Annotated in this window: 29 protein-coding genes, 1 tRNA gene and 3 pseudogenes; 31 read left to right on the top strand and 2 right to left on the bottom strand. The window is 46.6% G+C overall.

All coding sequences use genetic code 11. The features are described 5' to 3' along the window. Positions 1-175 precede the first annotated feature (175 nt). The 7 genes and pseudogenes from SB847_RS22590 to SB847_RS11170 form a co-directional block, all read left to right on the top strand. Positions 176-1,216 (top strand): annotated as a pseudogene (locus SB847_RS22590) (HAMP domain-containing protein); the annotation flags it as partial. Then, entirely contained in the window at positions 1,211-2,164 is a 954-nt protein-coding gene (locus SB847_RS22585; RefSeq protein WP_425341706.1) for a methyl-accepting chemotaxis protein, read from the top strand. The pseudogene SB847_RS22590 and the gene SB847_RS22585, both read left to right, overlap by 6 nt. A gap of 127 nt (positions 2,165-2,291) precedes the next feature. Continuing rightward, positions 2,292-3,332, top strand: a pseudogene (locus tag SB847_RS22580) (cache domain-containing protein); the annotation flags it as partial. Next, positions 3,327-4,277, top strand: coding sequence for a methyl-accepting chemotaxis protein (locus SB847_RS22575; protein ID WP_483771204.1), 951 nt, complete (start codon positions 3,327-3,329; stop codon positions 4,275-4,277). The pseudogene SB847_RS22580 and the gene SB847_RS22575, both read left to right, overlap by 6 nt. A gap of 19 nt (positions 4,278-4,296) precedes the next feature. Beyond that, positions 4,297-5,430 (top strand): annotated as a pseudogene (locus tag SB847_RS22570) (HAMP domain-containing protein); the annotation flags it as partial. Next, positions 5,425-6,396 carry a methyl-accepting chemotaxis protein gene (locus SB847_RS22565; RefSeq protein WP_425340276.1) on the top strand — a complete coding sequence of 324 codons (972 nt, stop codon included), beginning with the start codon at positions 5,425-5,427 and terminating at the stop codon, positions 6,394-6,396. The pseudogene SB847_RS22570 and the gene SB847_RS22565, both read left to right, overlap by 6 nt. Before the next feature lie 65 nt (positions 6,397-6,461). Next, on the top strand, positions 6,462-6,986 hold the full coding sequence (locus SB847_RS11170; RefSeq protein WP_410564404.1) for a type 1 glutamine amidotransferase domain-containing protein: 525 nt from the start codon (positions 6,462-6,464) through the stop codon (positions 6,984-6,986). Positions 6,987-7,017: 31 nt separating this feature from the next. Here the strand turns inward: SB847_RS11170 and SB847_RS11165 are convergent, their stop codons facing one another. Beyond that, a complete protein-coding gene (locus SB847_RS11165; protein WP_101669802.1) occupies positions 7,018-8,004 on the bottom strand; it encodes a Gfo/Idh/MocA family protein in 987 nt (328 codons plus the stop codon). Positions 8,005-8,183: 179 nt separating this feature from the next. Here SB847_RS11165 and SB847_RS11160 point away from each other — a divergent pair, with 179 nt between their 5' ends. The 20 genes from SB847_RS11160 (at position 8,184) to SB847_RS11065 (ending at position 19,912) form a co-directional block, all read left to right on the top strand. Beyond that, the gene (locus SB847_RS11160; protein WP_007613339.1) at positions 8,184-9,344 is read left to right on the top strand and encodes an AI-2E family transporter; all 1,161 of its coding nucleotides are present in this window, start codon (positions 8,184-8,186) and stop codon (positions 9,342-9,344) included. 91 nt (positions 9,345-9,435) lie between these two features. After that, positions 9,436-10,266, top strand: a complete 831-nt coding sequence (locus SB847_RS11155; protein WP_410563219.1) for an undecaprenyl-diphosphate phosphatase — start codon at positions 9,436-9,438, stop codon at positions 10,264-10,266. 127 nt (positions 10,267-10,393) lie between these two features. Beyond that, positions 10,394-10,466 (top strand) — tRNA-Ala (locus tag SB847_RS11150). Between the two features lie 141 nt (positions 10,467-10,607). Next, positions 10,608-11,666, top strand: a complete 1,059-nt coding sequence (locus SB847_RS11145) for a tyrosine-type recombinase/integrase (protein ID WP_410577828.1) — start codon at positions 10,608-10,610, stop codon at positions 11,664-11,666. 143 nt (positions 11,667-11,809) lie between these two features. Continuing rightward, entirely contained in the window at positions 11,810-12,148 is a 339-nt protein-coding gene (locus tag SB847_RS11140; protein ID WP_039251923.1) for a helix-turn-helix domain-containing protein, read from the top strand. A gap of 225 nt (positions 12,149-12,373) precedes the next feature. Then, positions 12,374-12,538: a hypothetical protein gene (locus tag SB847_RS11135; protein WP_410577826.1), complete on the top strand. Its 165-nt coding sequence runs from the start codon at positions 12,374-12,376 to the stop codon at positions 12,536-12,538. Further along, positions 12,528-12,851: a hypothetical protein gene (locus SB847_RS11130; RefSeq protein WP_410577824.1), complete on the top strand. Its 324-nt coding sequence runs from the start codon at positions 12,528-12,530 to the stop codon at positions 12,849-12,851. The genes SB847_RS11135 and SB847_RS11130 overlap by 11 nt, the downstream gene beginning before the upstream one ends. A gap of 34 nt (positions 12,852-12,885) precedes the next feature. After that, a complete protein-coding gene (locus tag SB847_RS11125; RefSeq protein ID WP_410577822.1) occupies positions 12,886-13,068 on the top strand; it encodes a hypothetical protein in 183 nt (60 codons plus the stop codon). Further along, a complete protein-coding gene (locus SB847_RS11120) occupies positions 13,065-13,247 on the top strand; it encodes a hypothetical protein (protein WP_410577821.1) in 183 nt (60 codons plus the stop codon). The genes SB847_RS11125 and SB847_RS11120 overlap by 4 nt, the downstream gene beginning before the upstream one ends. Then, positions 13,244-13,606 carry a hypothetical protein gene (locus tag SB847_RS11115; RefSeq protein ID WP_410577819.1) on the top strand — a complete coding sequence of 121 codons (363 nt, stop codon included), beginning with the start codon at positions 13,244-13,246 and terminating at the stop codon, positions 13,604-13,606. Before SB847_RS11120 ends, SB847_RS11115 begins: the two co-directional genes overlap by 4 nt. Beyond that, a complete protein-coding gene (locus tag SB847_RS11110; RefSeq protein WP_410577817.1) occupies positions 13,603-13,737 on the top strand; it encodes a hypothetical protein in 135 nt (44 codons plus the stop codon). Before SB847_RS11115 ends, SB847_RS11110 begins: the two co-directional genes overlap by 4 nt. Further along, on the top strand, positions 13,734-14,081 hold the full coding sequence (locus SB847_RS11105; protein WP_410577815.1) for a hypothetical protein: 348 nt from the start codon (positions 13,734-13,736) through the stop codon (positions 14,079-14,081). Before SB847_RS11110 ends, SB847_RS11105 begins: the two co-directional genes overlap by 4 nt. Continuing rightward, complete coding sequence (locus SB847_RS11100; RefSeq protein WP_410577813.1) at positions 14,068-14,445, top strand: hypothetical protein; 378 nt, start codon at positions 14,068-14,070, stop codon at positions 14,443-14,445. The genes SB847_RS11105 and SB847_RS11100 overlap by 14 nt, the downstream gene beginning before the upstream one ends. 25 nt (positions 14,446-14,470) lie before the next feature. After that, complete coding sequence (locus tag SB847_RS11095; protein WP_327967846.1) at positions 14,471-14,641, top strand: hypothetical protein; 171 nt, start codon at positions 14,471-14,473, stop codon at positions 14,639-14,641. 20 nt (positions 14,642-14,661) lie between these two features. Further along, on the top strand, positions 14,662-15,357 hold the full coding sequence (locus SB847_RS11090; protein ID WP_410577811.1) for a hypothetical protein: 696 nt from the start codon (positions 14,662-14,664) through the stop codon (positions 15,355-15,357). Next, entirely contained in the window at positions 15,354-15,647 is a 294-nt protein-coding gene (locus SB847_RS11085) for a hypothetical protein (RefSeq protein WP_410577809.1), read from the top strand. The genes SB847_RS11090 and SB847_RS11085 overlap by 4 nt, the downstream gene beginning before the upstream one ends. 189 nt (positions 15,648-15,836) lie before the next feature. Next, positions 15,837-16,637, top strand: a complete 801-nt coding sequence (locus tag SB847_RS11080) for a P-loop NTPase family protein (protein ID WP_410578023.1) — start codon at positions 15,837-15,839, stop codon at positions 16,635-16,637. After that, on the top strand, positions 16,634-17,146 hold the full coding sequence (locus SB847_RS11075; RefSeq protein WP_410577807.1) for a hypothetical protein: 513 nt from the start codon (positions 16,634-16,636) through the stop codon (positions 17,144-17,146). The genes SB847_RS11080 and SB847_RS11075 overlap by 4 nt, the downstream gene beginning before the upstream one ends. A gap of 217 nt (positions 17,147-17,363) precedes the next feature. Continuing rightward, positions 17,364-18,782 carry a P-loop NTPase family protein gene (locus tag SB847_RS11070; protein ID WP_410577805.1) on the top strand — a complete coding sequence of 473 codons (1,419 nt, stop codon included), beginning with the start codon at positions 17,364-17,366 and terminating at the stop codon, positions 18,780-18,782. A 134-nt stretch (positions 18,783-18,916) separates the two neighbouring features. Beyond that, positions 18,917-19,912 carry a toprim domain-containing protein gene (locus tag SB847_RS11065; protein WP_410577803.1) on the top strand — a complete coding sequence of 332 codons (996 nt, stop codon included), beginning with the start codon at positions 18,917-18,919 and terminating at the stop codon, positions 19,910-19,912. Positions 19,913-19,928: 16 nt separating this feature from the next. On the opposite strand, the gene SB847_RS11060 is transcribed toward SB847_RS11065, so the two are convergent. Further along, complete coding sequence (locus SB847_RS11060; protein WP_025851645.1) at positions 19,929-20,168, bottom strand: helix-turn-helix transcriptional regulator; 240 nt, start codon at positions 20,166-20,168, stop codon at positions 19,929-19,931. 409 nt (positions 20,169-20,577) lie between these two features. Between SB847_RS11060 and SB847_RS11055 the strand changes: the two genes are divergently transcribed. From SB847_RS11055 to SB847_RS11040, 4 genes are all read left to right on the top strand, one after another. After that, a complete protein-coding gene (locus tag SB847_RS11055; protein WP_025851640.1) occupies positions 20,578-21,762 on the top strand; it encodes an AimR family lysis-lysogeny pheromone receptor in 1,185 nt (394 codons plus the stop codon). A gap of 281 nt (positions 21,763-22,043) precedes the next feature. After that, positions 22,044-22,571: a hypothetical protein gene (locus tag SB847_RS11050; RefSeq protein ID WP_025851639.1), complete on the top strand. Its 528-nt coding sequence runs from the start codon at positions 22,044-22,046 to the stop codon at positions 22,569-22,571. A 300-nt stretch (positions 22,572-22,871) separates the two neighbouring features. After that, on the top strand, positions 22,872-23,390 hold the full coding sequence (locus SB847_RS11045) for a hypothetical protein (RefSeq protein WP_410577800.1): 519 nt from the start codon (positions 22,872-22,874) through the stop codon (positions 23,388-23,390). Positions 23,391-23,627: 237 nt separating this feature from the next. Next, positions 23,628-24,410: a hypothetical protein gene (locus SB847_RS11040; protein WP_410577798.1), complete on the top strand. Its 783-nt coding sequence runs from the start codon at positions 23,628-23,630 to the stop codon at positions 24,408-24,410. Positions 24,411-24,429 lie beyond the last annotated feature (19 nt).

Below are 24,429 nucleotides of genomic sequence, written 5' to 3'. Positions count from 1 at the left end.
ACGCTTTCCGGATGGAAGGCGTCTTTTTTTATAGTGACATCCGGATAATTAAATAAAAAGTCTTGCATGCAAAGGGAGTACATAGAACTATTTTTCATTTATGACTTAATTTTCAATGTAATAAAAAGGGAGTCGGCCGATATAAACAGTAAATGATTGAAAGAGGTTTACAAAATTGAAAAAAACAGCAAAAAAAATCGCCAGAAAATCAATAGCCAAAAAACTTATCATTTCATTTTTACTGATCTTAATTATTCCGGTAGCAGTATTGGCTGCCGGCGCCTACCGTTCGGCGGCTTCATCCGTTGAAAAGCAAATGATGGAAAGCGCCGAAGGAAATGTGCAAATCTTAAACAATATGATTGATGACCGGATCGGAATGTTTACAAAAAGCTCAGCATATTTCAGCGAATGGGCGACAAGCGCCAAATTTAAAGAAAAAAACCAAACGGAAATGCAAGAAAGGTTCAAGCAGTTTATTGAAAGCAATGATAAAGCGTCCGCCGTATTTTCAAGCAGCAAGGAAGGAACGTTTACCCGTTATCCGCATGCCGATATGCCGGCCGATTTCAATCCGCTTGAAAGAAGCTGGTATCAGGAAGCCATGGAGAATAAAGGCCAAACCATCATCACAGACCCTTATGAGTCCATCTCAAACAAAAAGATGGTCGTCACTATGGCCCGCGCGGCGCAAGACGGATCAGGCGTCGTCGCCATTGATATAAAAATCGACGATCTCATCACGATGACAAAAGAAGTGAACATCGGAAAAGAAGGATACGCCTTTATCCTCAGCAAAAATAAAAAAGCCGTTGCCTACAGTGATGAAAAAGCCGGCTCGGCGGTGTCGGGAAAATGGGTTGATACATTATACAGCGGGCAAAAAGGCGACTATGAATATACGCTGAACGGGAAAGCGAAAAAAATGGCGTACGTGACCAATGAAGCGACGGGCTGGAAGATCAGCGGAACCATGTCCGTGGATGAAATCAAGGATGCGGCAAGACCGGTTCTGACTCTGGCCGTTATCATATTGGCGATAGCTATTGCCGCAGGAATGATTTTCATTTATTTTGTCATCCGCTCAATTACCAAACCGTTAAAACGTCTCGTAGCTTCAGCGGAAAAAATCAGCAGCGGAGATCTGACGGAAACCATTGATGTCAGCTCTCAAGATGAGCTGGGCGTGCTCGGTAAAAGTTTTAATCATATGACAGATTCACTCCGTTCGCTTATTCAGGGAATTCAGGACTCTGTTGAACATGTCGCTTCTTCCTCAGAGGAGCTGACGGCTTCGGCTGAGCAGACGAGCAAAGCAACGGAACATATCACCCTTGCGATTGAACAGTTTTCTAATGGAACGGAAGACCAAAGTGAGAGTATTGATAAAGCGACAGCCCAAGTGAATGAGATGAAAGACGGGCTCAGCGATCTGGCGGAAGCGGCAGCCGTGGTGACGGAAACGTCAATTGAATCGGCGGAGATATCCGGCGCCGGTGAGCGGCTTGTCAAGAAAACAGCCGGCCAGATGGGCGCCATTGACCAATCCGTAAGTAAAGCGGAGCAAGTCGTACAAGGGCTTGAACTCAAATCGCAGGACATCACCAGCATTTTGCGCGTCATTAACGGCATTGCCGATCAAACGAATCTCCTTGCTTTAAATGCAGCCATTGAAGCGGCAAGAGCGGGGGAATACGGACGCGGTTTTTCAGTCGTTGCGGAAGAAGTGAGAAAGCTTGCCGTCCAATCTGCCGATTCAGCGAAAGAAATCGAATCCTTAATTCATGAAATCGTCAAAGAAATTCATACTTCGCTCGGAATGCTGGAATCCGTCAATCACGAGGTGAAAAGCGGACTTCAGTTAACGGACGAAACAGAAAAAAGCTTCCGGGACATTTCCGTTAAAACAAATCAGATTGCCGGTGAACTGCAAAATATGAATGCAACCGTGGAACAGCTTTCTGCCGGATCTCAGGAAGTATCAAACGCTTCAGAGGATATCGCGGCCGTCTCCAGACAAAGCGCGGCCGGCATTCAGGACATCGCGGCTTCAGCTGAAGAGCAGCTTGCGTCCATGGAGGAGATCAGTTCCTCCGCCGTCACGCTGGAAAAAATGGCGGAAGAATTACGCGAACTGACAAAGCGTTTTAAGATAAACTCTTAATTAAGCCTAAAAGACTAATTTAAAAATAGGTAAAAAGTATGTTTAGTTATATTTCTTCTTTTTGGATGTGTATATTTACCCATAATTGCCGATATGAAGGGTAAACACGCAAGAGGAGATATAGCAGATGAAAAAAATTGTGCAAATCATCAAGCAGAGATCGCTTACAAGAAAACTTCTCATTTCTTTTTTGGCCATTCTCATTCTTCCTATTTCAACGCTGGCTTTTATCGCCTATCAATCGGCGGTAAGCACGCTTGACAGGCAGATGATGGGGAGCGCACTAGATAATGTGCAGCAGATTAACGATATGATCAACACAAGCATCAGCCAAAAGGAAGACGGAACGGCATATTTCAGCGACTGGCTCACAAAGGATCGGTACAAGCCGAAAAACCAATCGCAAATTACCGATAAATTCACAGAGTACATGAAGATTAATAAAGACGTGGAATCCATCTATACGAGTGACACGGAAGGACATTTCACACGGTATCCGGATCTGCAGATGCCTAAAGGATATAATCCGCTTGAAAGAGACTGGTATAAAAAGGCCGTGGAAAATAAGGGGAAAGTTGTTGTAACAGATCCTTACCGCACGGCTTCCACCAATACGATGGTCGTGACGGTCGTTCAGCAGACGAAAGACGGCTCAGGGGTCGTCGCCATCAATATGAAAATCGATGAGCTTCTGAAAACGACAAAGAAAGTGAACATCGGAAAATCAGGCTACGCTTTTATCCTGACGAAAGACAAAAAAGTGGTCGCCCACCCGAACCGTGCGTCAGGCACAGTATTAAACGGGGAGTGGGCTGAACAGCTGTTCACCAGCAAAAAAGGTGATTTTCAATACAAATACGACGGCCAGGAAAAGAAAATGGCTTATGATACGAACGGGCTGACAGGCTGGAAGATTACCGGAACGATGTATCTGGACGAAATTCATGAAGCGGCCCTGCCGATCCTTCATCTGTCCCTGCTCGTTCTCGTATTAGCGATTGTCATCGGAACCATCGTCATGGTGCTGATTATCCGTTCAATCACAAAACCGCTCAAGCAGCTTGTGACATCATCGAAACAGATCAGTGAAGGCGATTTAACAGAAACGATCGAGATTCAGTCAAAAGATGAATTAGGCGAGCTTGGCAAAAGCTTTAACAATATGGCCGCTTCGCTAAGGTCTCTCATCCATGCCATCCAGGATTCCGTGAATAACGTCGCATCTTCCTCAGAGGAGCTGACGGCTTCAGCGGAGCAGACAAGCAAGGCAACCGAACATATCACACTGGCGATCGAACAATTTTCTAACGGAAATGAAAGCCAAAGTGAAAATATTGAAAGCGCGGCGGAACATATTTACCAAATGAACAGCGGGCTTAAAGATATGGCGAAAGCATCTGCCGTCATTACCGAATCCTCTGCCACATCAGCGGAAGTCGCCAATTCAGGCGGAAAGCTCGTCCACCAGACGGTCGGCCAAATGAACGTCATTGACCGGTCAGTGAAAGAAGCTGAACAAGTGGTGCGCGGACTTGAAACAAAATCAAAAGACATTACAAACATTCTCCGTGTCATTAACGGAATCGCTGATCAGACAAACCTTCTTGCGCTGAACGCGGCAATTGAAGCCGCGCGTGCGGGTGAATACGGCCGGGGCTTCTCAGTCGTCGCCGAAGAGGTCAGAAAACTTGCGGTCCAGTCTGCCGATTCAGCGAAAGAAATCGAAAGCTTAATTATAGAAATCGTCAACGAAATCAATACATCTCTCGGCATGTTCCAATCCGTCAACAAAGAGGTGGAGAGCGGACTGGATATTACGAATCAGACCGAAACGAGCTTCAAACGGATTTCTGAAATGACGAACCAGATCGCCGGAGAAATTCAAAATATGAATGCGACGGTAGAACAGCTGACAGCAGGATCTCAGCAGATTTCAGGAGCTTCTGAGCAAATCGCGTCCATCGCAAAAGAAAGCTCCGCCAGCATTCAGGATATCGCGGCCTCCGCCGAAGAACAGCTGGCTTCAATGGAAGAAATCAGTTCGTCTTCGGAAACGTTATCCCAAATGGCGGAAGAATTACGTGATATGACGAAACGATTTAAAATAGAATAATAGGTCATAGAACACCCAAATGTGCTGTTTGGGTGTTTTTTTTAGTTTTTTTAATAAATCTTTTGTCCTAGCTGACGATATTAGATTTAGCTTTTCAAAGAAGGAGACTGAAAAAATGAAACAACTGATACATTGGATCAAACAGCCATCCATCAGCAAGCCGCTGATCGCGGCATTTTTAGCCGTATTGGTGCTTCCGGTCGGCATACTCGCCTACTTCAGCTACCAAACGGCGGGGAGTACATTAGAAAGCGAACTGACCCACAGCGCCCAGGGAAATGTCAGCGAACTGAACAGCGTGCTGGAAAACATGCTCGAAGGCAAGCTGAAAGCGATTGACTACTACAGCGACTCAATCACAAAGGAAAAATTGAATACGAAAAATAACGCACTGCTTGAAAATATGAAGCAGTATGTCACTGTAAATGACGATGTCGCGTCAATTTACGCCGCGTCTCGCGACAAAGCGTTCGTGAAATATCCGTCCGTTGATATGCCGTCCGATTATAATCCGCTCACGCGCGAGTGGTATACCAAAGCGGTTGAAAAAAGCGGACAGCCGGTGTTTACCGAGCCTTATAAAGACGCTGCAACCGGACAGACGGTCGTTACGATTGCCCAGCAGACAAAAGACGGATCAGGCGTTGTGGCGCTTGATATTAATCTGGGCGACCTGCTGAACGCTTCCGAACGCGTCCAGATCGGTCATAAAGGATTTGCCTTCATTACAACGGGAGATAAAAAATACATCGCCCATCCGACTATAAAAGCGGGAACGGAAGGCTCCGGAGAGTGGACGAAAGAAGTGTTTTCCAAATCAAGCGGATCGTTTGAATACATGTTTGAAGGACAGCAGAAGAAAATGGCCTTCACGACAAACAAACTGACGGGCTGGAAAATCGCCGGCACATTTTTTGTCAGTGAGATCCATGACGCAGCCTCGCCTGTCATGAAAATGGCGCTGATCATCCTGGCGGTTTCTCTTATCGTCGGCGGGGTTTTAATCTTTTTTATCATTCGCTCGATTGCAAAACCGCTCAAAAAACTTGTTTCGACATCAGCTAAAATCAGTGACGGCGATTTAACGGCAGTCATTGATATCAAGTCAAAAAATGAATTCGGGCAGCTCAGCCAAAGCTTCAATGAGATGTCGGCCTCACTCCGGTCTGTCATCGGCGTCATTCAATCATCCGTCGAACATGTCGCTTCTTCATCCGAAGAGCTGACGGCATCCGCCGGACAGACGAGCAAGGCGACAGAGCATATTACACTGGCGATTGAACAATTCTCAAACGGAAACGAATCACAAAGCGAGAAATTGGAAGAAAGCGCTGATCACCTTTCCCAAATGAATGCCGGCATTGCCGAGACGGCGAATGTATCGGCGGAAATCACTGAATCCGCCATCCAAACCTCTGAAACGGCCGGAAGCGGAGAAGAATTAGTGGCGAAAACGGTAGGCCAGATGAAAACAATTGATCGTTCCGTACAGCAGGCGGAAGCGGTCGTAAAAGGGCTGGAAACGAAGTCGCACGACATTAAGAGCATTCTCAACGTCATTAACGGCATTGCCGATCAAACAAATCTGCTTGCCTTAAACGCTGCCATTGAAGCGGCCAGAGCAGGCGAATACGGGCGGGGCTTCTCCGTCGTTGCGGAAGAAGTGAGAAAGCTTGCCGTACAATCAGCCGGCTCCGCGAAGGAAATCGAAACGCTGATTCAGGAAATCGTCAAAGAAATCGCCACATCGCTTTCCGTATTCCAAGCGGTGAATCAAGATGTGAAGGAAGGCCTCGATATTACGGATCAAACGGCCGAAAGCTTCAAAAAAATCTCAGAAATGACGACTCAGATTTCAGGCGCCTTGCAGCATATGAACGGAACGCTTGAGAAGCTTGCAGCCGGGTCGCAAAATGTGACAAACGCGGTGGAGGACATTACCTCAGTCGCCAAAGAAGGGTCCGCCGGCATTCAAGACATCGCCGCCTCAGCTGAAGAGCAGCTGGCATCCATGGAAGAAATCAGTTCATCCGCCGAAACGCTTGCGCATATGGCTGAAGAACTGCAGCAGGTCACACGGAAATTTACGATTCAGTCTGAAGACGAAGAACAGCTGTAGCGAGCTGTTTCTTTTCCTCATCTGAAAAAAGCGATACACTAGTATAAAAGAAGGGAGTGGCAGTGATGAGATTAGAAGGCAAAAAAGTCATAGCGCTTGTCAGTGACGATTTTGAAGACTTAGAGCTTTGGTATCCCGTCTACCGTCTGAGAGAGGAAGGCGCGATCGTTCATTTAATAGGAGAAGAAGCGGGCCGTTCATACAAAGGAAAATACGGCGTGCCCGCGACGGCGGATTACGATTTTAAGAGCCTGATTATTCAGGAGTATGACGCCGTGCTCGTGCCTGGCGGCTGGGCTCCTGACAAACTGCGAAGATATCCCGAAGTTTTGGAGATCATCCGTACGATGAATGAGCAGAAAAAGCCGATCGGCCAGATCTGCCATGCGGGCTGGGTGCTCATATCTGCCGGAATTCTCACAGGAAAAAAAGTAACGAGCACACCCGGCATCAAAGACGACATGACAAATGCAGGGGCACAGTGGCTGGATGAAGCAGTCGTAACTGACGGCCACATTGTATCAAGCCGCCGCCCGCCCGACCTTCCGCAGTATGCAAAAGCGTTTGCTGACCTGTTAGCGTCCAAATAAAAAACATCCGCCCGAATCCGGGCGGATGTTTTTAGTTTTGATCGGCGGGAAAGACAATTCCGATTTGTTTTCTCGCTTCCTCCATAATGCTTGCCGTAATGAAAGAACGTTCAAATGTATTTTCGGAAGACTCCCGCTGTCCGTTTCGAAGAAGATTGATGAATTCAGCCGTTTCGTAGTACATCGACGGTTTCAGATCAGGGACTGAAATGTCTTCCGTCCGTCCGTCACGATAGCGGATTTCCGCCCGTTCCGGTCCGTGAATGCTGTCCAGCACGATCGTGCCGTCTTCACCCTGAATTTCCGCCGGGGCAAACGAATTTGAGATTTTCGAATGCATCAGCACCGCTTCAAATCCGTCGTATGACAGAATGACCGTGCCTTCGCCGTCAACGCCGGATGCTAGTTTATGACCGGTCGCAATGACGTTTTTCGGTTTGCCGAACAGGACGACGGCCGGATAAATGCAGTACACGCCGATGTCCATTAATGAACCGTTCGATAATTCAGGCTTAAACGCGTTTAGCACCGTACCGTTTTTATATGCATCATATCGTGATGAATATTGGCAGTAGCTTGCCGTGAATCTCCTGACGGGTCCGATTTTATGTAAGTGGTTTTGAAGCATGCTGAAGTTCGGCAGGAACGTTGTTTTCATGGCTTCCATCAAGAGAACGCCGTTCGTTTTGGCTGCGTGAATCATTTCATCCGTTTCCCTTGCGTTAGACGCAAACGGTTTTTCGCACAGTACATGCTTGCCGTGTTCCATAAAAAGGACCGCCTGCTCTTTGTGAAATGCATTCGGGCTGGCGAGATACACCGCGTCATAGGCTTCGCTTTCCGCCATTTCTTTCAGGCTGGTGAAATAACGAGAAGCGCCGTGTTTGCCGGCGAATTCCGCCGCGCGTTCCTCAGTTCTGGAATAAACCGCCGTTAATTGAAAATCATCAATAGCAGAAGCCGCCTCCAGAAATCGTTCTGTAATCCAATTCGTTCCGACTGTTGCAAATCGAATCATTGCTATCGCTCCTTCTATGTATTGGCTTACATTATAGCTTTTTTTCTGAGAAACATAAATGGAAAAAAGGCTGGCAGCTAAAGAGATAGGAAAAATTCCCATAGAGACCGGTTATTATTTTTCATTACAGGAACGATAGTGTACAATTTAAGTAAAATACATATGATGGAGGAACAATAGTGGAAACATTGCAAACATGGGGCGGCAGATTTAAACAGTTTTTCTTAGACAATAAATTTGTCTTGTTTTTGCTTGTATTGCTGCTCATCGGTCTCAATATCCTTGTCTTTATGAAGACATCATTTATTTTCACACCCATTATCGTCCTGCTCAAAACGATTGCGCTCCCCGTCATTTTGACAGGAATCGTTTATTATCTGCTTAATCCGATCGTAGATATATTGGAAAAAATAAGAGTGAAAAGAGTCTATTCCATCCTGCTCCTTTACCTCATTATTATAGGGCTGATTACGATTACGGTCGTTTCAATTATTCCGTTTTTAAAGGAACAGATCATGAGCCTGATCGACAATCTGCCGAAATATGTGGATATTGTTGAAGATCAGACGAAAAGCCTGATCGGAAGCGATTTTGTAAATCAGGCGCAAAAGACGATGAATATCAACATTTCCGATCTTGCTAATAAAGTATCGGCGCAGGCGGCGACAATTGCAAACAGCACATTTACCGGGGTCGGGAATTTTATCGGCGCGCTGACGGAAGTAATTATTTCAATTGTGACCGTGCCGTTTATTCTGTTCTATTTGCTGAAAGACGGCAAAAAACTGCCAATCTATATCTTAAAGTTTGTGCCCACCCGTCTGAAAGAACAAACGTATACGATGCTTAGTGAAATGAACCACAGATTAAGCTCCTATATCAGAGGACAGGTCATCGTCAGCTTCTGCATCGGGTTTTTATTATTTATCGGCTATCTGATTATCGGACTTGATTATGCGTCACTGCTTGCGGTCATTGCCGCTTGTACGAGCGTTGTTCCGTATTTAGGGCCGACCATTGCTATCACGCCGGCGATTATTATCGCGTTGGTCACTTCGCCCCTTATGCTGCTGAAGCTTGCGATTGTATGGACCGTTGTCCAGCTCGTGGAAGGGAAATTAATTTCTCCGCAGATCATGGGGAAAAATCTTCACATTCACCCGATTACCATCATCTTTGTTCTTTTAACTGCCGGAAAGCTGTTCGGGGTTGTCGGCATTATTTTAGCCATCCCGGGGTATGCGGTCATCAAAGTGGTCACGACCCATCTGTTTGATTGGTTCAAAATGCGTTCGCATTTATATGAAGAAGAAAAAAATGATGCTGTATCGAAGTCATAAAATCGGAACGGACATGATATTTATTATAAGACAGGCTTTCCTTCAGAGGAGAGCTTCTCTTTTGTAAATGATGAATGAAGGGAAGAATGGGATGACACTATGGGAGATGTTCACAGCAGCCGTTTTGGGAATCGTGGAAGGGCTGACGGAATACGCGCCGGTTTCTTCCACGGGACATATGATCATAGCGGATGACATCTGGCTGAAATCCGGAAGCCTGATGAATCCGGAAGCCGCCAATTCCTTCAAAGTGGTGATTCAGCTCGGTTCGATTCTGGCGGTGGCCATTGTGTTTAAGGATCGGATATTACATTTACTCGGCCTCAACAAAAACGTCACGCGCGATCAGCAGAAGGGATACAGGCTGACCATCGCGCAAATCGCCGTCGGTCTTGTTCCGGCAGCGGTGCTCGGCTTTTTATTTGAGGATTTCATTGACCGCTATTTATTCTCCGTCAGAACGGTCGCTTACGGATTAATTGCCGGAGCCGTGCTTATGCTTATAGCGGACTGGATCAATAAAAGGAAAGAAACGATCGATACGGTGGACAGAATCACCTACAAACAGGCTTTCTGTGTCGGATTATTCCAGTGTCTCGCCTTATGGCCCGGATTTTCCCGCTCAGGCTCAACGATTGCCGGAGGTGTCATTGTCGGCTTGAATCACCGGGCAGCCGCAGACTTCACATTTATTATGGCTATTCCGATTATGGCGGGCGCAAGCCTTCTGAAGCTGGTGAAATACTGGGGCAGTCTTTCTTATGACATGATTCCGTTTTTTCTTGTCGGCTTTATCTGCGCCTTTGTCGTCGCCCTCTTAGTCGTCAAGTTTTTTCTTAGGCTCATTAACCGGATTAAGCTTGTTCCGTTCGCCATTTACCGTGTCATCCTCGGCATCATTTTAATCATGCTCGTGCGATAAACGAAGAGGCCCACGAAGGGTCTTCTTTTTATGTTCGAAAAACGTCTCAGGAAAATATGAGCAAACTGAATTTTCTGCTTGAAATTCATAGAAGACTCGTCTATAATAAAACATGACGTTACAGCACGGGGCCATAGCTCAGCTGGGAGAGCGCTACGCTGGCAGCGTAGAGGTCAGGGGTTCGAGCCCCCTTGGCTCCATACCCGAATGAAACCGCGGTATATCAACGTTGACTAAACGATGACTTACCCGGTGACTAAAACAGCGTAGCGCTTCCGATTCGGACAGCGTGGCGCACCGTTTTTCAATCGTCTTCCATACGAAATGGGAGGCGATTTTTTATGCATTCAGAAAATCGAAAAGGTAAGCGTGTGAAGGCCGGAAGGGCCTCGGTAAAGACAACGCGAAAAGGTACGTACGATCTCGAATACATATTCGATAGACTGTGCGATGCCAAACGTGCTGAGAATGTCGTTCAGGAAACGATTGATAAGTACATGCGTGCTTGTCGGTATTTGTCGGATTATGCTGAAGAGATCGGAGTGTCTGCGGACATACGTCATATTGACGTTGACTTTGCGCGCGGGTTTGTATCGTGGCTGATTAACGATAAAATAAAGTTCGACGGCCATAATTTCAAATTGGACGAACATAAGACGCAGGGGCTATCCCCGCGGTCAGTAAACGATTACATTAAGACCATACGGACGTTCTTTCGTTTCGCGATTAAAGAGGCGTATGCAGACGATAACCCATTCGAAGAGGTTACGTTAATTACAAATCCGGAGAGTCCGATAAATATTCTTTCGCCTGACGAAATGCGAGCGATTCTTAATGCGATGGATCAGCGATCTTTCGTTGAATTTAGAGATTACGTTGCGCTGACCTGCCTTATCGACTCTATGATGCGGGTAGGCGAAGTGTTGTCGATTAAAGAGTCGAGTATTGATTTCGGCTCCAAAACGTTGATACTCGAAGGAAAAGACGTAAAGAATCGAAGAGGCAGATTCGTACCCTTAGAGGATAAAACACTTCGACTGCTGCGCGAACTTATAAGAGAAAATGAGGAATTCGATAGTGAATATGTTTTTCTGGCAAACTATGGCGAGAAGATGACGACTAATAATTTTAGGCAGCGACTGAATAACTACGCAGACAGGGCAGGAATCAAAAAGCGCGTGCATCCTCATTTAATACGTCATACGGGCGCCACGATGTTTTTAGAAGACGGCGGAGACATTCGGCATTTACAGATGATACTCGGACATAGCGATCTCCGTATGGTAATGCGCTATACACATCTATCCAAAAAGGCGCTGACTGAGGAGCATAGTAAGCATTCGCCGTTACTTCAGATACAAGAAAATAAAAATAAAAAACGGAAAACCAGCAGACGATGACTCGGCCAAACGGCCGGGTTATTTTTTTTGTCCATTTTCCGAAATGTGTTCGCAGTTAAAAATGACAGACGAAAAAAGTTTCGTAATTCATGTCGCAAAATTGACGGTAGCCTACCCGTTATAGAAGTGAGAGGTGATTACGAATGACAAACGAACAGCTAGGCGTATTAGACTTACGCGAACACAAATTTACGCAAGTAGCGAGTTGCGTTTTATCTGACCGTAAGATTCTCGATAAGAGCGCGCAGAAGCTCGTTTACACGATGCTATCAATGCACGCGGACAATCACAGTAAGCGATCGTTTCCGTCTATAAAAACGTTGGCAAGCGAATGCTTATGTTCGGAGAATACGGTCAGGGATGCGTTAAAGAAATTGAAGGCGGTGGGACTCATCGATATACGCGAAAGGAAATCGCAAGAGAGCGGTCAGTTATCGAACCTTTACGTATTGCTTCCAATACCGAGCATCTTCGATTCGTGAAGCCGGGGGTTCGTAAGGTGAAGCCGTCCCTTGCTCAAACGATAGACGAACTATATTCATTTACTATATTCATTATCTATACTCAATTAAATAATAGCGCTCAATTAAAACCTTTTCGCGCAGATACTTATTAAATAATAATTCTATCGCGATAAGGAACATCAGCAAGAGTGAGCGTAAGTGAACGATTGCTAGGTCTTATTAATAAACGGAAGGATGTGCGATATGTTTACGAATTATGAGCTCGCTACAATTTTCGAAGCCTTAATCGATATTACGCCGGAAACGTGCGCGCTGGTACAAGAGGAGTTATCGGTTTCCGTTCCGGAACTACGCGCTAAAGTTTGGCGACTAATTAACGAAGGAGGCGACGCCAACAATGGCGATTGAAATCCCGATCTCACCCGATTACAAACTAACGTCAGACTCGCTTAACATTATCGTAAATGAACGCTATTTCACCGACCCGACGAAGGCGCCGAACTGGCCGAAGAAGCTTGCGGAGGACCCGAACGCCGACCCGACGCCAAAGGAAAAATGGCGCGAAGTAGCGTACCACTCAACGGTCGAACGCGCGGTCCTCGACGTAATGAATCGACGGCTGCGCGACTCGGATGCGGCATCACTAGCGGAATTAGCACGATTAATACAGGAGTTTCGCGAGGAAATAGCGGCTTTACTGGCGGTCGAGGGCGATTGGTAGGGTAAGCGGTAAAACGGCGAGAGGTGGCGAAAACGTGGCTGGAAATGACGTTAATGTTCAAACGCTAAAAGAGATCGCAGATGTGTACGGTGTCAAGCTTCGCGCCGAACTTAACCCGAAAGGCTTCATTGTCGCAGCTAAAGACGGAACCAAGCGCGAATTGACAACGGAAGAGTTCGTAAAATCAATATTTCCGGAATGGGAGGGCAAGCGATGACCGAAGAAGTTAAACGATTGCGCTGTGCTGTGGCGGATTTGATTGGCGAGAATGAGCGGTTGAAGGCGGCGCTGAAGGTGATCGAAATAAAGTCGCAGTTACCTGAAGAAAGCGTCGATTTGGTTCCGGTTACTGCGCTATACGAAATTAACTTGCACGCAAAGGAGGCGCTAAAATGAAGCCGACACTCACGAAGGAACAGGCGGAGGCTATCGAATCGGCAAGAGGGTTCGGACACGAAGACGATTGGATATTACGTTCACATGCGGAATTCGTCTCGGGATACTCTCATCGCTGGTATGACGGTCACACTTTCGATGATATGGACGTCACCACATTAGCGGCTGCGTTAATTAACGGATACGAAGTCGAAGGTACTCCGGAAGATCGTGTGCGCGAGTATTTCGCCGAACTTCAGGAAAAGCAGCGGACTGCGCAATCCCGGGGCGTTACGTTCAGTTTGGAATGCGAAAGGGAAGGCGTTATCAATACGCTCAATCTTCTCGGGATTAAAATCGAAGGAGTGAACGCGCGATGAGACGACCGACACCGTACGAATTAAACGAAGCGATAGCGGCGCTAAAGCTCGGCATACCCGAACACCTTTATCATCATGTTTGGCGGCTTATTTACGAAATCGAAGCATTACATGAGGAGGCCGGGAGATGAACGGTAAATTGGCGAAAGATCAACTCGAAGAAATCCGTCAGCGTTCGGAGAAGGCTAAGGAAGGTCCGTGGAAGTTCTGCGGAAACAAGTGGGGAGACTTAGTGGTTTATTCTCCGACTATGCGTGGTGGAATGAATAACGGAGGGGAAATAGCGGAAATTGAATTCACTACTACACAGTTAGAGGACGCAAATTTCATCGCAAACGCCCGCCAAGATATTCCGGTGCTCCTCGATCACATTGCGGAGTTACAAGGGAAAATTGACCTCTACGAATCATACGCGCAAGAATGCGATTATTATGCGATTCTTACCGAAATGGGTGACGAAGATGACAACGTATGAAACGAAGCCGGTCGCCAAGTGGAATACGCGCGACTTCCAAGCGTACCTCAAAGCGGAGCACGAGCGGCTCTACGGCGTCCCTTACGTTCCGATGCCTACCCGTGAGCCGTGGAAGGCCGAAGCGGGCATGCTCGGGCGTTGGGTCGGTACGAAACGAAAGCCGGGCGCATACGGGCCGGAGATAACGAAGCGATTCATCGATATGTGCTTTGCGGATTATAAGCCGTCCATGGATTGGCCGGGCGTGAGTTTCGGATGGATGCAGACGTATATGGGGCGGAACTTGCAGCGGGCTGTTAACGAATTAAAGGCCGAACAGAAACGGGCCGAACGCAATGAAGGCGTAGATAATACGTGGTTTTAACGTAAATTAACGAGGAGGGGTTGCGGTGGATATGAGAGTCGTAATTAACACGATAAACGATTCGTATTTTGACGAGGATCAGAAAACGATAGCGTTCGAGATTGAAGGCGATGTGATCCGAATTGGCGAAGGTTACGATCAGGTTTCAGTCCACAAAGAGGACTTCGCAAAAGTAGCGGCGATTTTATGCGAGTAAATTACGAGGAGGCTGACGAAATGAAAATCGATTTGAACGCAATGGGGGACCGTGAGTTATACGCGCATGGAGAAGCAGTTATGGAGGCGATAAAAAAGCGTATGTTCCAAGCAGGATTCCGAGCGGCTAAACAAGCTCAGCGAAAGTTGGCGGGAATGAATTCCAAGAAGACCCCACAAGCACGCCGTGATGAAATCGTTGAGCAGGCGAAGGCGGACGTTGAGGGTCTAAGGGAGCACGGATTCTATCATACGGGCATTGACTCATCGAAAGGGAACGAGACTTACCAAGTAAAGGTTTATTACGTTGAATTTATAGTGGATTCAAAAGAACGAAAAGTGACGGCTCTGGTTAGACGGCTTAACGATAAGACACCACGCCATGTCGGCCGAGCAAAAGCCGCACCGGACGACTGCTTCAACGTTCATATCGGAAAGGCGATTGCGCTAAGACGTGCGCTAGGCTTGGCGGTACCGGACGAATACTTGAACGCTCCACAGCCGACTGAGGTTCGTGTGGGTGACATTGTTTGCGGAAAGTACTCGGAGACTTACTACCAGAGCTGGTGTGAAGACGAAATCGGCGATGTCAGCTACGAAGTAAAGATTAAAGAAATTGCGGATGGTAAATACCGATATGTCGGCGGAGGGTACGATTTTATAGATGACGCTGATCTAACGATTATCGACGACTCACGCGAAGAGGTGGGCGAATGAGTATTACTAAAATGGAAACGCGAAAAGTATTTGATAGAAGCAAGATCGGAAAGGGCGACGTAATTGAATTTACCGAATTAGGGTTTCGGCTATTTCGGAAACCTCAATCGTACCGAATTTCAACAAAAACTGTCGGAGTTGTTAAATATGTCTACGATGAGGATGTTGTTGTATATGCGCGAAGTCAATCTGAAAAATGGGAAACGAATCATGTAACGGAAGTATCAGTGCCGATTGGTCTTGCGGATACGATTAAGCTCTTACATCGCCATCCGGCAAACGAGAACTAACGAAAGGAGGCGCGTGAGTGACGTACCATAGACGCTTGAAAACAGCAGTGTTTAAAAAGTATAGCGGGTACGATTGGACTTACGACGCAATGTATCCGGAGCCCCGAGTGAAGGGCGCAGATAAACGAATGCGCACGAAGCATGAAAGAACGATGAGAAAACGAATTGATCGGAAGGAGGTCCGCGAATATGACTAACGAAAACACTTGCGTACTCGCTGACGGATGCAAAGCGGCCGGGACCGCCGCATGTACGCGGCACTGTACGCATTTCATCGCGATGCACGGCGTAAGCGGGAACGGCGGACGGTCGGCGGCGGCAGGGCTTCCGCGTGAGTACCGGCTTGTCACGCTTCAGAATTCGCCTGCACGCGATGCTATTTATATAAAGAAACGGGAGCCGACCGTTGTAAAAGAAAGCGTAACGACTATGGCGGAAGCTTATGTTAAGACTTTCGATCGTCAACTCGACCAAGGTACCGGAATAATATCGCCAGCCGATCGCATTAAGTCGTTGTACCTCGTAAGTGAAAAGACCGGAACTGGCAAAACAACGACAGCAGCGGCGCTTCTAAACGAATGGCTGCGCGTTCATTACAGCCGATCATTGCGACGAGGCTTAACGCCTTTACAGCGTCCGGCATATTTCCTCGATGTTAACGAATGGCAGACAGAGTTTAACTTGGCGACTATGGCGAATGACGACGAAGGCATGGCGGAATTTCAACGGAAGATGAAACTCGCTATGTCAGCGCCATTTGCGGTCCTAGACGATATAGGGGTGAGAGACTGTACGCCCGCATTTCGGGGCTATCTACACGCAGTAATTAACGCAAGAGTGACGAACCAGCTACCGACTATATATACGAGTAATATTACGCTCGATTCGTTGGCGGATGTTTTCAAGGAGAAGCGGCTGGCCGATCGGGTGGGCGACCTATGCCGCGAGATTGAATTCGTAGGCGAATCGAAAAGGGGGATGCGTAGATGAAAACGGAATTCACCTTCGGAGATATCGTATCGGTTGCCGGGTACGAAAATCGGATTTTCTACGTTGATGCTTGGCGAGAAGTAAAGGCAACCGATGAGTGGGGCGTAAGTGAATACGTCGATTTCGAGCTGACTGATGCCATAAACGGTGAATTCCTCGAAGCGTTCGAAATGGATCTGCGGTTGGTCTGTCGGAAACAGTTCGCGGAAGATTATCTCTTAACGTACGACGTGACGAATTATCCGGAGCCGTCGGGCGGAGCGTTTCATATTGCGGACATTTTTCCGACATTACCAAGCGTAGAAAGCGTCGCGGAGTTAGGAAAAGGACTCAAAAAGGTGGCGAGTGATATGGCGAAAAAGAAAGCGAAGGAAGAGGCGAAACAAATCGACGGGTTGCTGGACGAATACAACGATAACATGCGCTTGTACGAGACGTTCGGGGATGCGGAATATAAAACGAAGGCTGACGCTGTGATGACGAAATTGAGACGGGAGGCGGGCGAATGAAGCGCAGAATTAGATACGTTTATACGGATGAAGAGTGGACTAAACAAGTACGCATAGAAAACGTGATCTTCTTCGTCCTATCCCCGATATACTTACCACTAGTCGCGATTTACTATATCGGGGAAGGCGCTTTATATACGGCGGAGGGGATTGCGTTAGGAGTAAGAGCATTAGTTCGACGGACTGTCTTTCGTAAAAATCGAAGGGAGGAGCGCCCATGAACTACGGGACTTTGCTAATATCGAAAGCCATCGAAGCGAACGATCCGAACGCCCTGCTGCGCTTCAACGTTTCTGAAGCCGACTTCCAAACGCAGGGCGAACGCAAGGCCTTCCGGTACGTCATGGATTACGCGGAAAAATACCGAGGCCAAGCGCCGACGGCCGAGATGGTTGCGAATGAGGTGCCGGACTTCCAGCCGGATTTTAATATCGAAGCCAGTTACGACTATCTTGCGAAAAACCTAAAGGATCGGGCGGCCGAGCGCGAATTTATCGAGCTGATGAACGGCCGTATTGATCCGGAAACCAATCGCCAAGTTCAGCAGCCGCAGCTCGAAAAACGATTTATTGAAGCGCAAAAAAGCGGTGATATGGGAAAATTCTTCGAGTGGTTGACGGGGCAGGCCGAAAGTCTTAAAATGAGAACAAACGTTCGAAATTCGGTTGGTACGGATATCAAACGAGACATCGACAAATTTAAAACGGAATATGAAAACCGTAAGGCCGGCGAATCCTTCCGGATCTGGCGCAGCAAATTCGATTTTATTAACCGGGCGATGGGCGGCTATGTTTCATCGAACGTGTACGTGATCTACGGAAAGTCGGGCCGGGGTAAATCGGCCATAGCGTTAGAGGAAGTCATTAACTGCGCGATGCAGGGGGCGAACGTTCTGATTTGGTCGATGGAAATGGGCTGGTACGAAGTGCTGGTGCGCTTATATGTATCTATTTCAGGAGAATTCGGCATCGACAATAATCCGTTAGAAGGCGTCAATATGGAACGTGATATCGGTTATTTAGGACCGGGCGGATTCAATTCTCGCGATGTACGTCAGGGCAAACTGTCCGACGAGTTCGAAGCGGGCTTTATGGAATTTCTCGATCGGCTCAACGAAATCCTTCCGGGTAATATTACGGTGCGTGCCGTCGACGATGAAGACTTCGGTTCTCGTACATTGCGCGATCTAAAATCGGACATTATCGAAACGAAAGCCGACGTCGTTCTCGTAGATCCATTTTATTACCTCGACTACGAAGCCAATACGTCAAAGACGGCGGGCGGGGATGCGGCTAATACTTCGCAAAAACTGCGACGTCTTGCCGGGCATACGAAAGCGACTATCTTTGCGCTGACACAGGCGGATGAGGATGACGAAAAGGCGGGCGACGACGGAGAGCGAGACCTGAGTTTACCGCAACGTAAAGGCGTCAAGAAAACGAAAGCCCTGCTCGAAGATGCTGCGTTATTGATTGCGGTTGACACGAACGCGAAAGAAGGACGTGGCTTAATCGGATTGAATAAAGGGCGTGACGGTGGCGAAGGGGAGGTCGCAGAGATTATCTATCTGCCGCAAATCGGCGTCGTGAAACAGCCGGAAACGGGCGCCGGGGCTGCGGACGTGTTCGAGTTTTAGAGCGATTGGAATTTACCGGGTGATATTGTCAACAATTACATCTAAATTTTTGAATATTTTCGACAAATTGCGACTGTAATTCTCGTAACAATGTCGTAATATAATTTACAAGTCTCGAAAGGAAGTGTCTCGAATTGCCGATATTAACTTTGAATGGACGTTTTGTAGACGTCGACATTCGGTATGAGCTCGAACAATTCGACTGGACCCGGCCGACTTGGGGCGATGAACGTCTGTTGGCCGCCAGTCCATTCAGATACGATCGGACGCCGAGCTTTTACGTTTACCTCGAAGACACAGCGTCGGCAAAGGCCGGCTATTGGGGCGACTCAGGCGCTTATGATGAAGAATTTGCGCGAGGCGGGTTCGTTAAACTGCTCGCTTTCCTGCGCGGCGAAACCGAAGACGACGCAATCGATTATTTATTGGATACGTATGCGGCGGCGGCTGAAGGAGGCCGTTTAACGCTTCGACTCCCGAAATTAAAAGCCGTAACGAAGCCGGAGCCTTTAGCGGAATCGGTTCTCGCAGGCACAAAGCCGGGGCCTAACGCTTATCTGACGGGCCGAAGCATTGCAGTCGCGGTACAAGAAGAGGCCGGCGTATCGCTTGCCGGAAATGCAGTCGCGATTCCTTGGCGGCTTCCTAACGGGCGGCTGGCAAACGTTAAGTATAGGGCAACGAAGGGGAAGGCGTTCTGGTACGTAAAAGGCGGCATTCCTATCCGGTACTTAGTGTACGGAATGGATCTCGTATATGCGCAGCGGCTTAAAAGCGCGGTGATATGCGAGGCCGAAATCGATGCTATGGCGTGGCGTTCCGCGGGCATACCGGCGATCGGAACAGGCGGCAGCACATTTAATTTACAGAAGGCGGACATAATTGCGCAGTCTCCTATCGAATATTTAACGGTGGTTACAGATAACGACAAAGCTGGCGAAAAGTTACGGCGGGAGATTGAGCGTTATTTGATCGGAAAGGTGCGGCTTGCGCACGGTTATATTACGGAGGTGAAAGACGCTGATGAACTACTTATAAAGCGCGGTACAGAAGCGTTGCGAGACGTGTATGATCGTGCGGAGGTCGTGAGACATACTTTACGTTTAGGTTCGGGAATTCCCGTACTTTAGGTCGGCGGAGGTTGTATTAACCCTCCGTGTTGCTGTCGGATACCTCAATCCAATCGTACAGATCTTCGGGCGCGCAGCCGAGCATCTTCGCGATATTGTACGCTCGTTCGATGCTCGGAAGATTCCGAAGGTTGACGTAATCAGACATTTGCGTTTTTGATACTCCGACCATTGCTGCGAGTTGAGTGGAACTAATTCCGCGTTTCTTGCGTAGTTCGGGTATCCGACATTTGCCGACCTTAAACGTAATAAACACCTCCGTACTACATCAGATAAGGTGTCACGGAGGAAATTATAGACTATTTCCGTTTAATTTTCCACATCGTCAGGTACAATTCGAACAACCTTCTCGATAGGAACATCGAGAAATTGGCATATAACATCAATCGTGCCTATGTACATAGTAGCGTTTTTAGTCATGTGCTGCTTCTTAATGCTTGCCTGTGTGTCAGGAGAAATGCATTTTCTTAGGTGACTAGGCTTTAGTCCTCGTTCTTTCAAAGTCTGGTATAAGGGCGAAAAATCAACCATTTTAAATACTCCTTTTAAAAATGTCGGCACTACTGAACAAAAAATGTAGACACCGCTGAACATTTATCGTATGATTCAATTATACTCTAAATTGAAAATAATTCAAGAAACGGAAGAAGGGGGGCTCTCCGAAATTGGAGGCGATAAGACGAGAACTTTGTGATTTCATCGAGGACCATGATATAAAGTATTCTCAGATAGCAAAAGAACTACGTGTTGATAAATCATCGATGACAAAATTCAAAAAAGATGGCACGATCGGCTTTAGGGCATTAGTAGTTATGGCGCACTTATTATTTCCAAAAGATCCAGACAGTAAGATTTCTAACTGGTGTCTTCAGTTAGACGATACCTCTAAAGAGATGGTTAAACAAGCATTTGAGTATGCTGCGATAACCAGAAACACTAAGCTACTTGAGCACTTAATTAATGAACATAAGGGGAAATCTCATCTAAAATCGTATGTTTCTATGTATCGTACTATATTAAATTATATGGATATGAAAATATCCATTAAAGAGATGATTCAAGAAATGAACGAATTCAAGGCTTCAAAAGATAAAGAGCTTCACATACTAGCTGGAATTTACAAGTGTTATGGAAATTACAGTTTGGGGGAGTACTTCCTCGTGATTTCTGACGCGATGGAAATTGGTAGAAGCATAAATAAAATGAATGATAAAAGAGAGCTATTTATAAAGGAGTGTTATATTCATAGGTTTGCGGAAATGATAGCTCCCACATATCTCAAATTAAATAATCTTAAAGGGGCGGCACATTACGCGAATATCATACTACAAGCTAATATATCTCCAAAATTAAAAGCAGATGCCACGTATCTTCTAGGAATGACCAAATTACTTCATAATCCAGACGAGTCAATTAAATATTTTGAAAAAAGTTATTCTCTAATGCGACTAACTGGTGTAGATTATCTCATAAATGACTCTTATAATAACTTAGTAATGGCAAAAGCGTATCAGTATAGAAGTGATACACAAAAGTTAAGTGAATACCTTGAAACTTTAGAGGAGGTGGTTTATTTAGAAGAAGGAGACAGTTTTTATGAGTGCTTAAAGATATATGAAAAAGGGGGTGTTGACAATCTTCTTGAAGGCCATCGTAAATTCTTATATAAGTCAAACTTCTTTATTTCAGCGCTTATAGCTTCAGATCTACTTTCCACAGGCATACACCCTTATTTATTAGAAACATTGAGTAGTTACAAACACAACAAAAAGGAGATGTTTTATTTTGAAGAAGATTTTATTGAGTGTTTTAGTGATCGCAGCGATTTTTTCAGCAGCCGGACAGCTTAAAGGGTTTGAATACGCAAGCAGTGATAAGACCTTCGGAACAGCGGAACTTCGCCCCGGAGGTTGATAATACAAGCAGAGCCTTCGGGCTCTTTTCTTTTTGTCTATACAAGAAGTTGACTAAATTTCCATAATATAAATATCGCAACTTTCCGAAAAAACAAACGAATTTTTGGTACGATATGGTCATAGAAGAAATTAATAAAAAGTTTTTAAAAAGAAATGTCGCAAAATCATTTACTGCCTACCCGTTATATAAGTGTAAGGCGAAAGGGGATATCAAATTGGAACAAAAACAATTTAATAGGCTTCAGTTAGCCGCTGACAGTGGTGCGATTCCCTACGTAACTAAGGAAGCGGAACGAATCGCTCATCTAATTCCGGATTTTACCTCCTTTGAGCAGGAGTGCTATCAAGCGATCGGAAGGACGTTAGAAAATCTTGCGGAAAATGGACGCGAAAAAAAGGCGTTGATACAGCGAATTATTCGCGAAACCCGGCATAGATTTGTGAAGAATAGACGATCTAGGGACGAAATTGCAATCGAAGCAATTAACGAAGAAGGAACCGTTTGGGAGCCGGAAGACACTTTGGCGAGTGTTGAGGACGCGGTTTTGCTTAAAGAAAAAGTCGCCCTGTTGGCGCAGGACGACGAAAGAAAAAAACTTATTCTCGATACTTGGACTCGCGGATGTACAAACGATACGGAAGTTTCCACGTTGTTGGCGCAACGTTTTGGAGGAAATGCTCCGTCCCATCGAAAGTTTATCCAACGATTCCGATCAAACTGTCAACGCGAATTAACAGCTTAATATTTCTGTCGCAGCTAGGCCCGAAGGACTTTCGCTACGTCCTCATTGTATTGCATATTGTCAACAAATTCAAGCGAACAATTATGCGAACAAGTCCTCGGCTTAGTGCGATTATCCTTAAAATAACGGAGGCTAACGTACTATGCATACATCGAATTTACCCACATTTAACGAATCTCAAACGCTTTTAGCGCTAGATGAGCGCAAACTCACCGATTTCATTTACCAAGGCGCATGGCCGCACGATGAAGACCCGGCCGACTATTTCCCGGCTACCCCGATTAAGGCGGTGCGCGTCGGATGATTACCGCCGGTCAGGTCAAGTTTTCGCACCACGCACGCAAGCGCCTTAAAGAACGTTACAATATTACGAATTTACACGTAGCGCGTAATTGGATTGCGCAAAAGCTTCAGCACGCAAAGTATCTCGGAATAACCGTGGATTCTAACGGCAAGGAAGCGCGGATGTATGGCGGTAAAGGGGTCGTTATACTCTTCGCGCTGAATAGCGATTATGTACTGACCGTTCATCCTCCCGAAAAGAATACGGCCATCCGATTTATCAACGAAGCGTACGACACGATGAAGCAAAGCGTAGAGGCTGCGGTTCAGAATAACGAAAATTATGCCGCAGAACTTTACGAAGAAATAGCGCATCTGACGGCCGAGCTTAAACGAACGCGATCAAAAGCGAAGAAGATGGCGTACCAAGCGCGAATTAATGCGGTTCAGATGCGGATTGACGAATTGCCCGCCGAATCCTTCGAATTAAAACGCAGGCTTACAAAAGCGGCGAAAGGCGTGGAGGCGTATGTCTGATCTTTCGTGGGTGGGACCGATTGCCGCCGTCATCATCGGATTAATACTTTTCGGCATGTGGACGCAAAGTGGCGAAGACGACGCATCATAGGCGCGTCGCGTCCTCGGAGAATGTCGGGGCGGCCGTTAGGTAATCCGTGTCGCGTCGCTACTGCCAAGCGCTGGCGGCGTTTCGGGCGCAGACACCGGCATTTTGCGAGGGCGAAAAGCCTTAATAAAAACGTAGGGGGAAAACGAATGACACAATTTCAAAAAGGCGCAGCGGCACTAGGAGCACTACAGTCAGGCGGAAACGAAGGCGGTAACTTAAATACAATCGACTTCGCAAAGTTTAGTATCGGCTCTAAATACAAAGTCCGCGTTCTTGGTACGGAAGACTTAATGCAGTATTTCGGTTACGGTGTTTATAAAAAAGTGAACACGTTTGTTGCGAAGAATCCGTCTACGCGAAATAAAAAGGGATTCGTAGTAAGCGATCACACGCCGTGGGACTTAGCAGAAAAATATCACCGCGACCTCCAATTCGCAGCAAAAGAAGCAGGTAATGAAGACGAGGAAAAAGCGCAACGAGATGAAGCAAACAAATATCGCGGAAATGAACGTTTCGCTATGGGATTCGTTGATCTGGCGACCGGAAAAGAAATCGTAGTAGACTTAACGCGCAATCAAGCGCTTGAAGTATACGCAACAATTACGAAATATGAAAAGAAGCTCGGCAAGCTTGCGTTTGAACTAACGAAAACTAACGCTACCGGAAAAGCAAAAGACACAAAAGTTTCGTTGGCTCCTCTGATCGACTTTGACGAAGATCTTAACGAAAAGGAACGCGAGAACTTCGCCAAGTTTGACGGCAAGGAATTTAACTCGGCGTTGTTTGACGGATTGTTGTTCGAAGCGGACGAGAAAACACAGATTGAAAACCTAGTCGCGGCCGGCTTCGATATTAGCTTGATCGGATTGTCGCTCGGAGCAGGAACGGAATCTAGTGAAGCGCCTGACGAAGATTCATTCGGATTTTAATCGCGATCAACCTAACCAA

This window comes from Bacillus sp. SIMBA_026 (assembly GCF_046535335.1).
Classification (GTDB): domain Bacteria; phylum Bacillota; class Bacilli; order Bacillales; family Bacillaceae; genus Bacillus; species Bacillus velezensis.
This window is presented reverse-complemented; position numbering and strand designations above follow the sequence as displayed.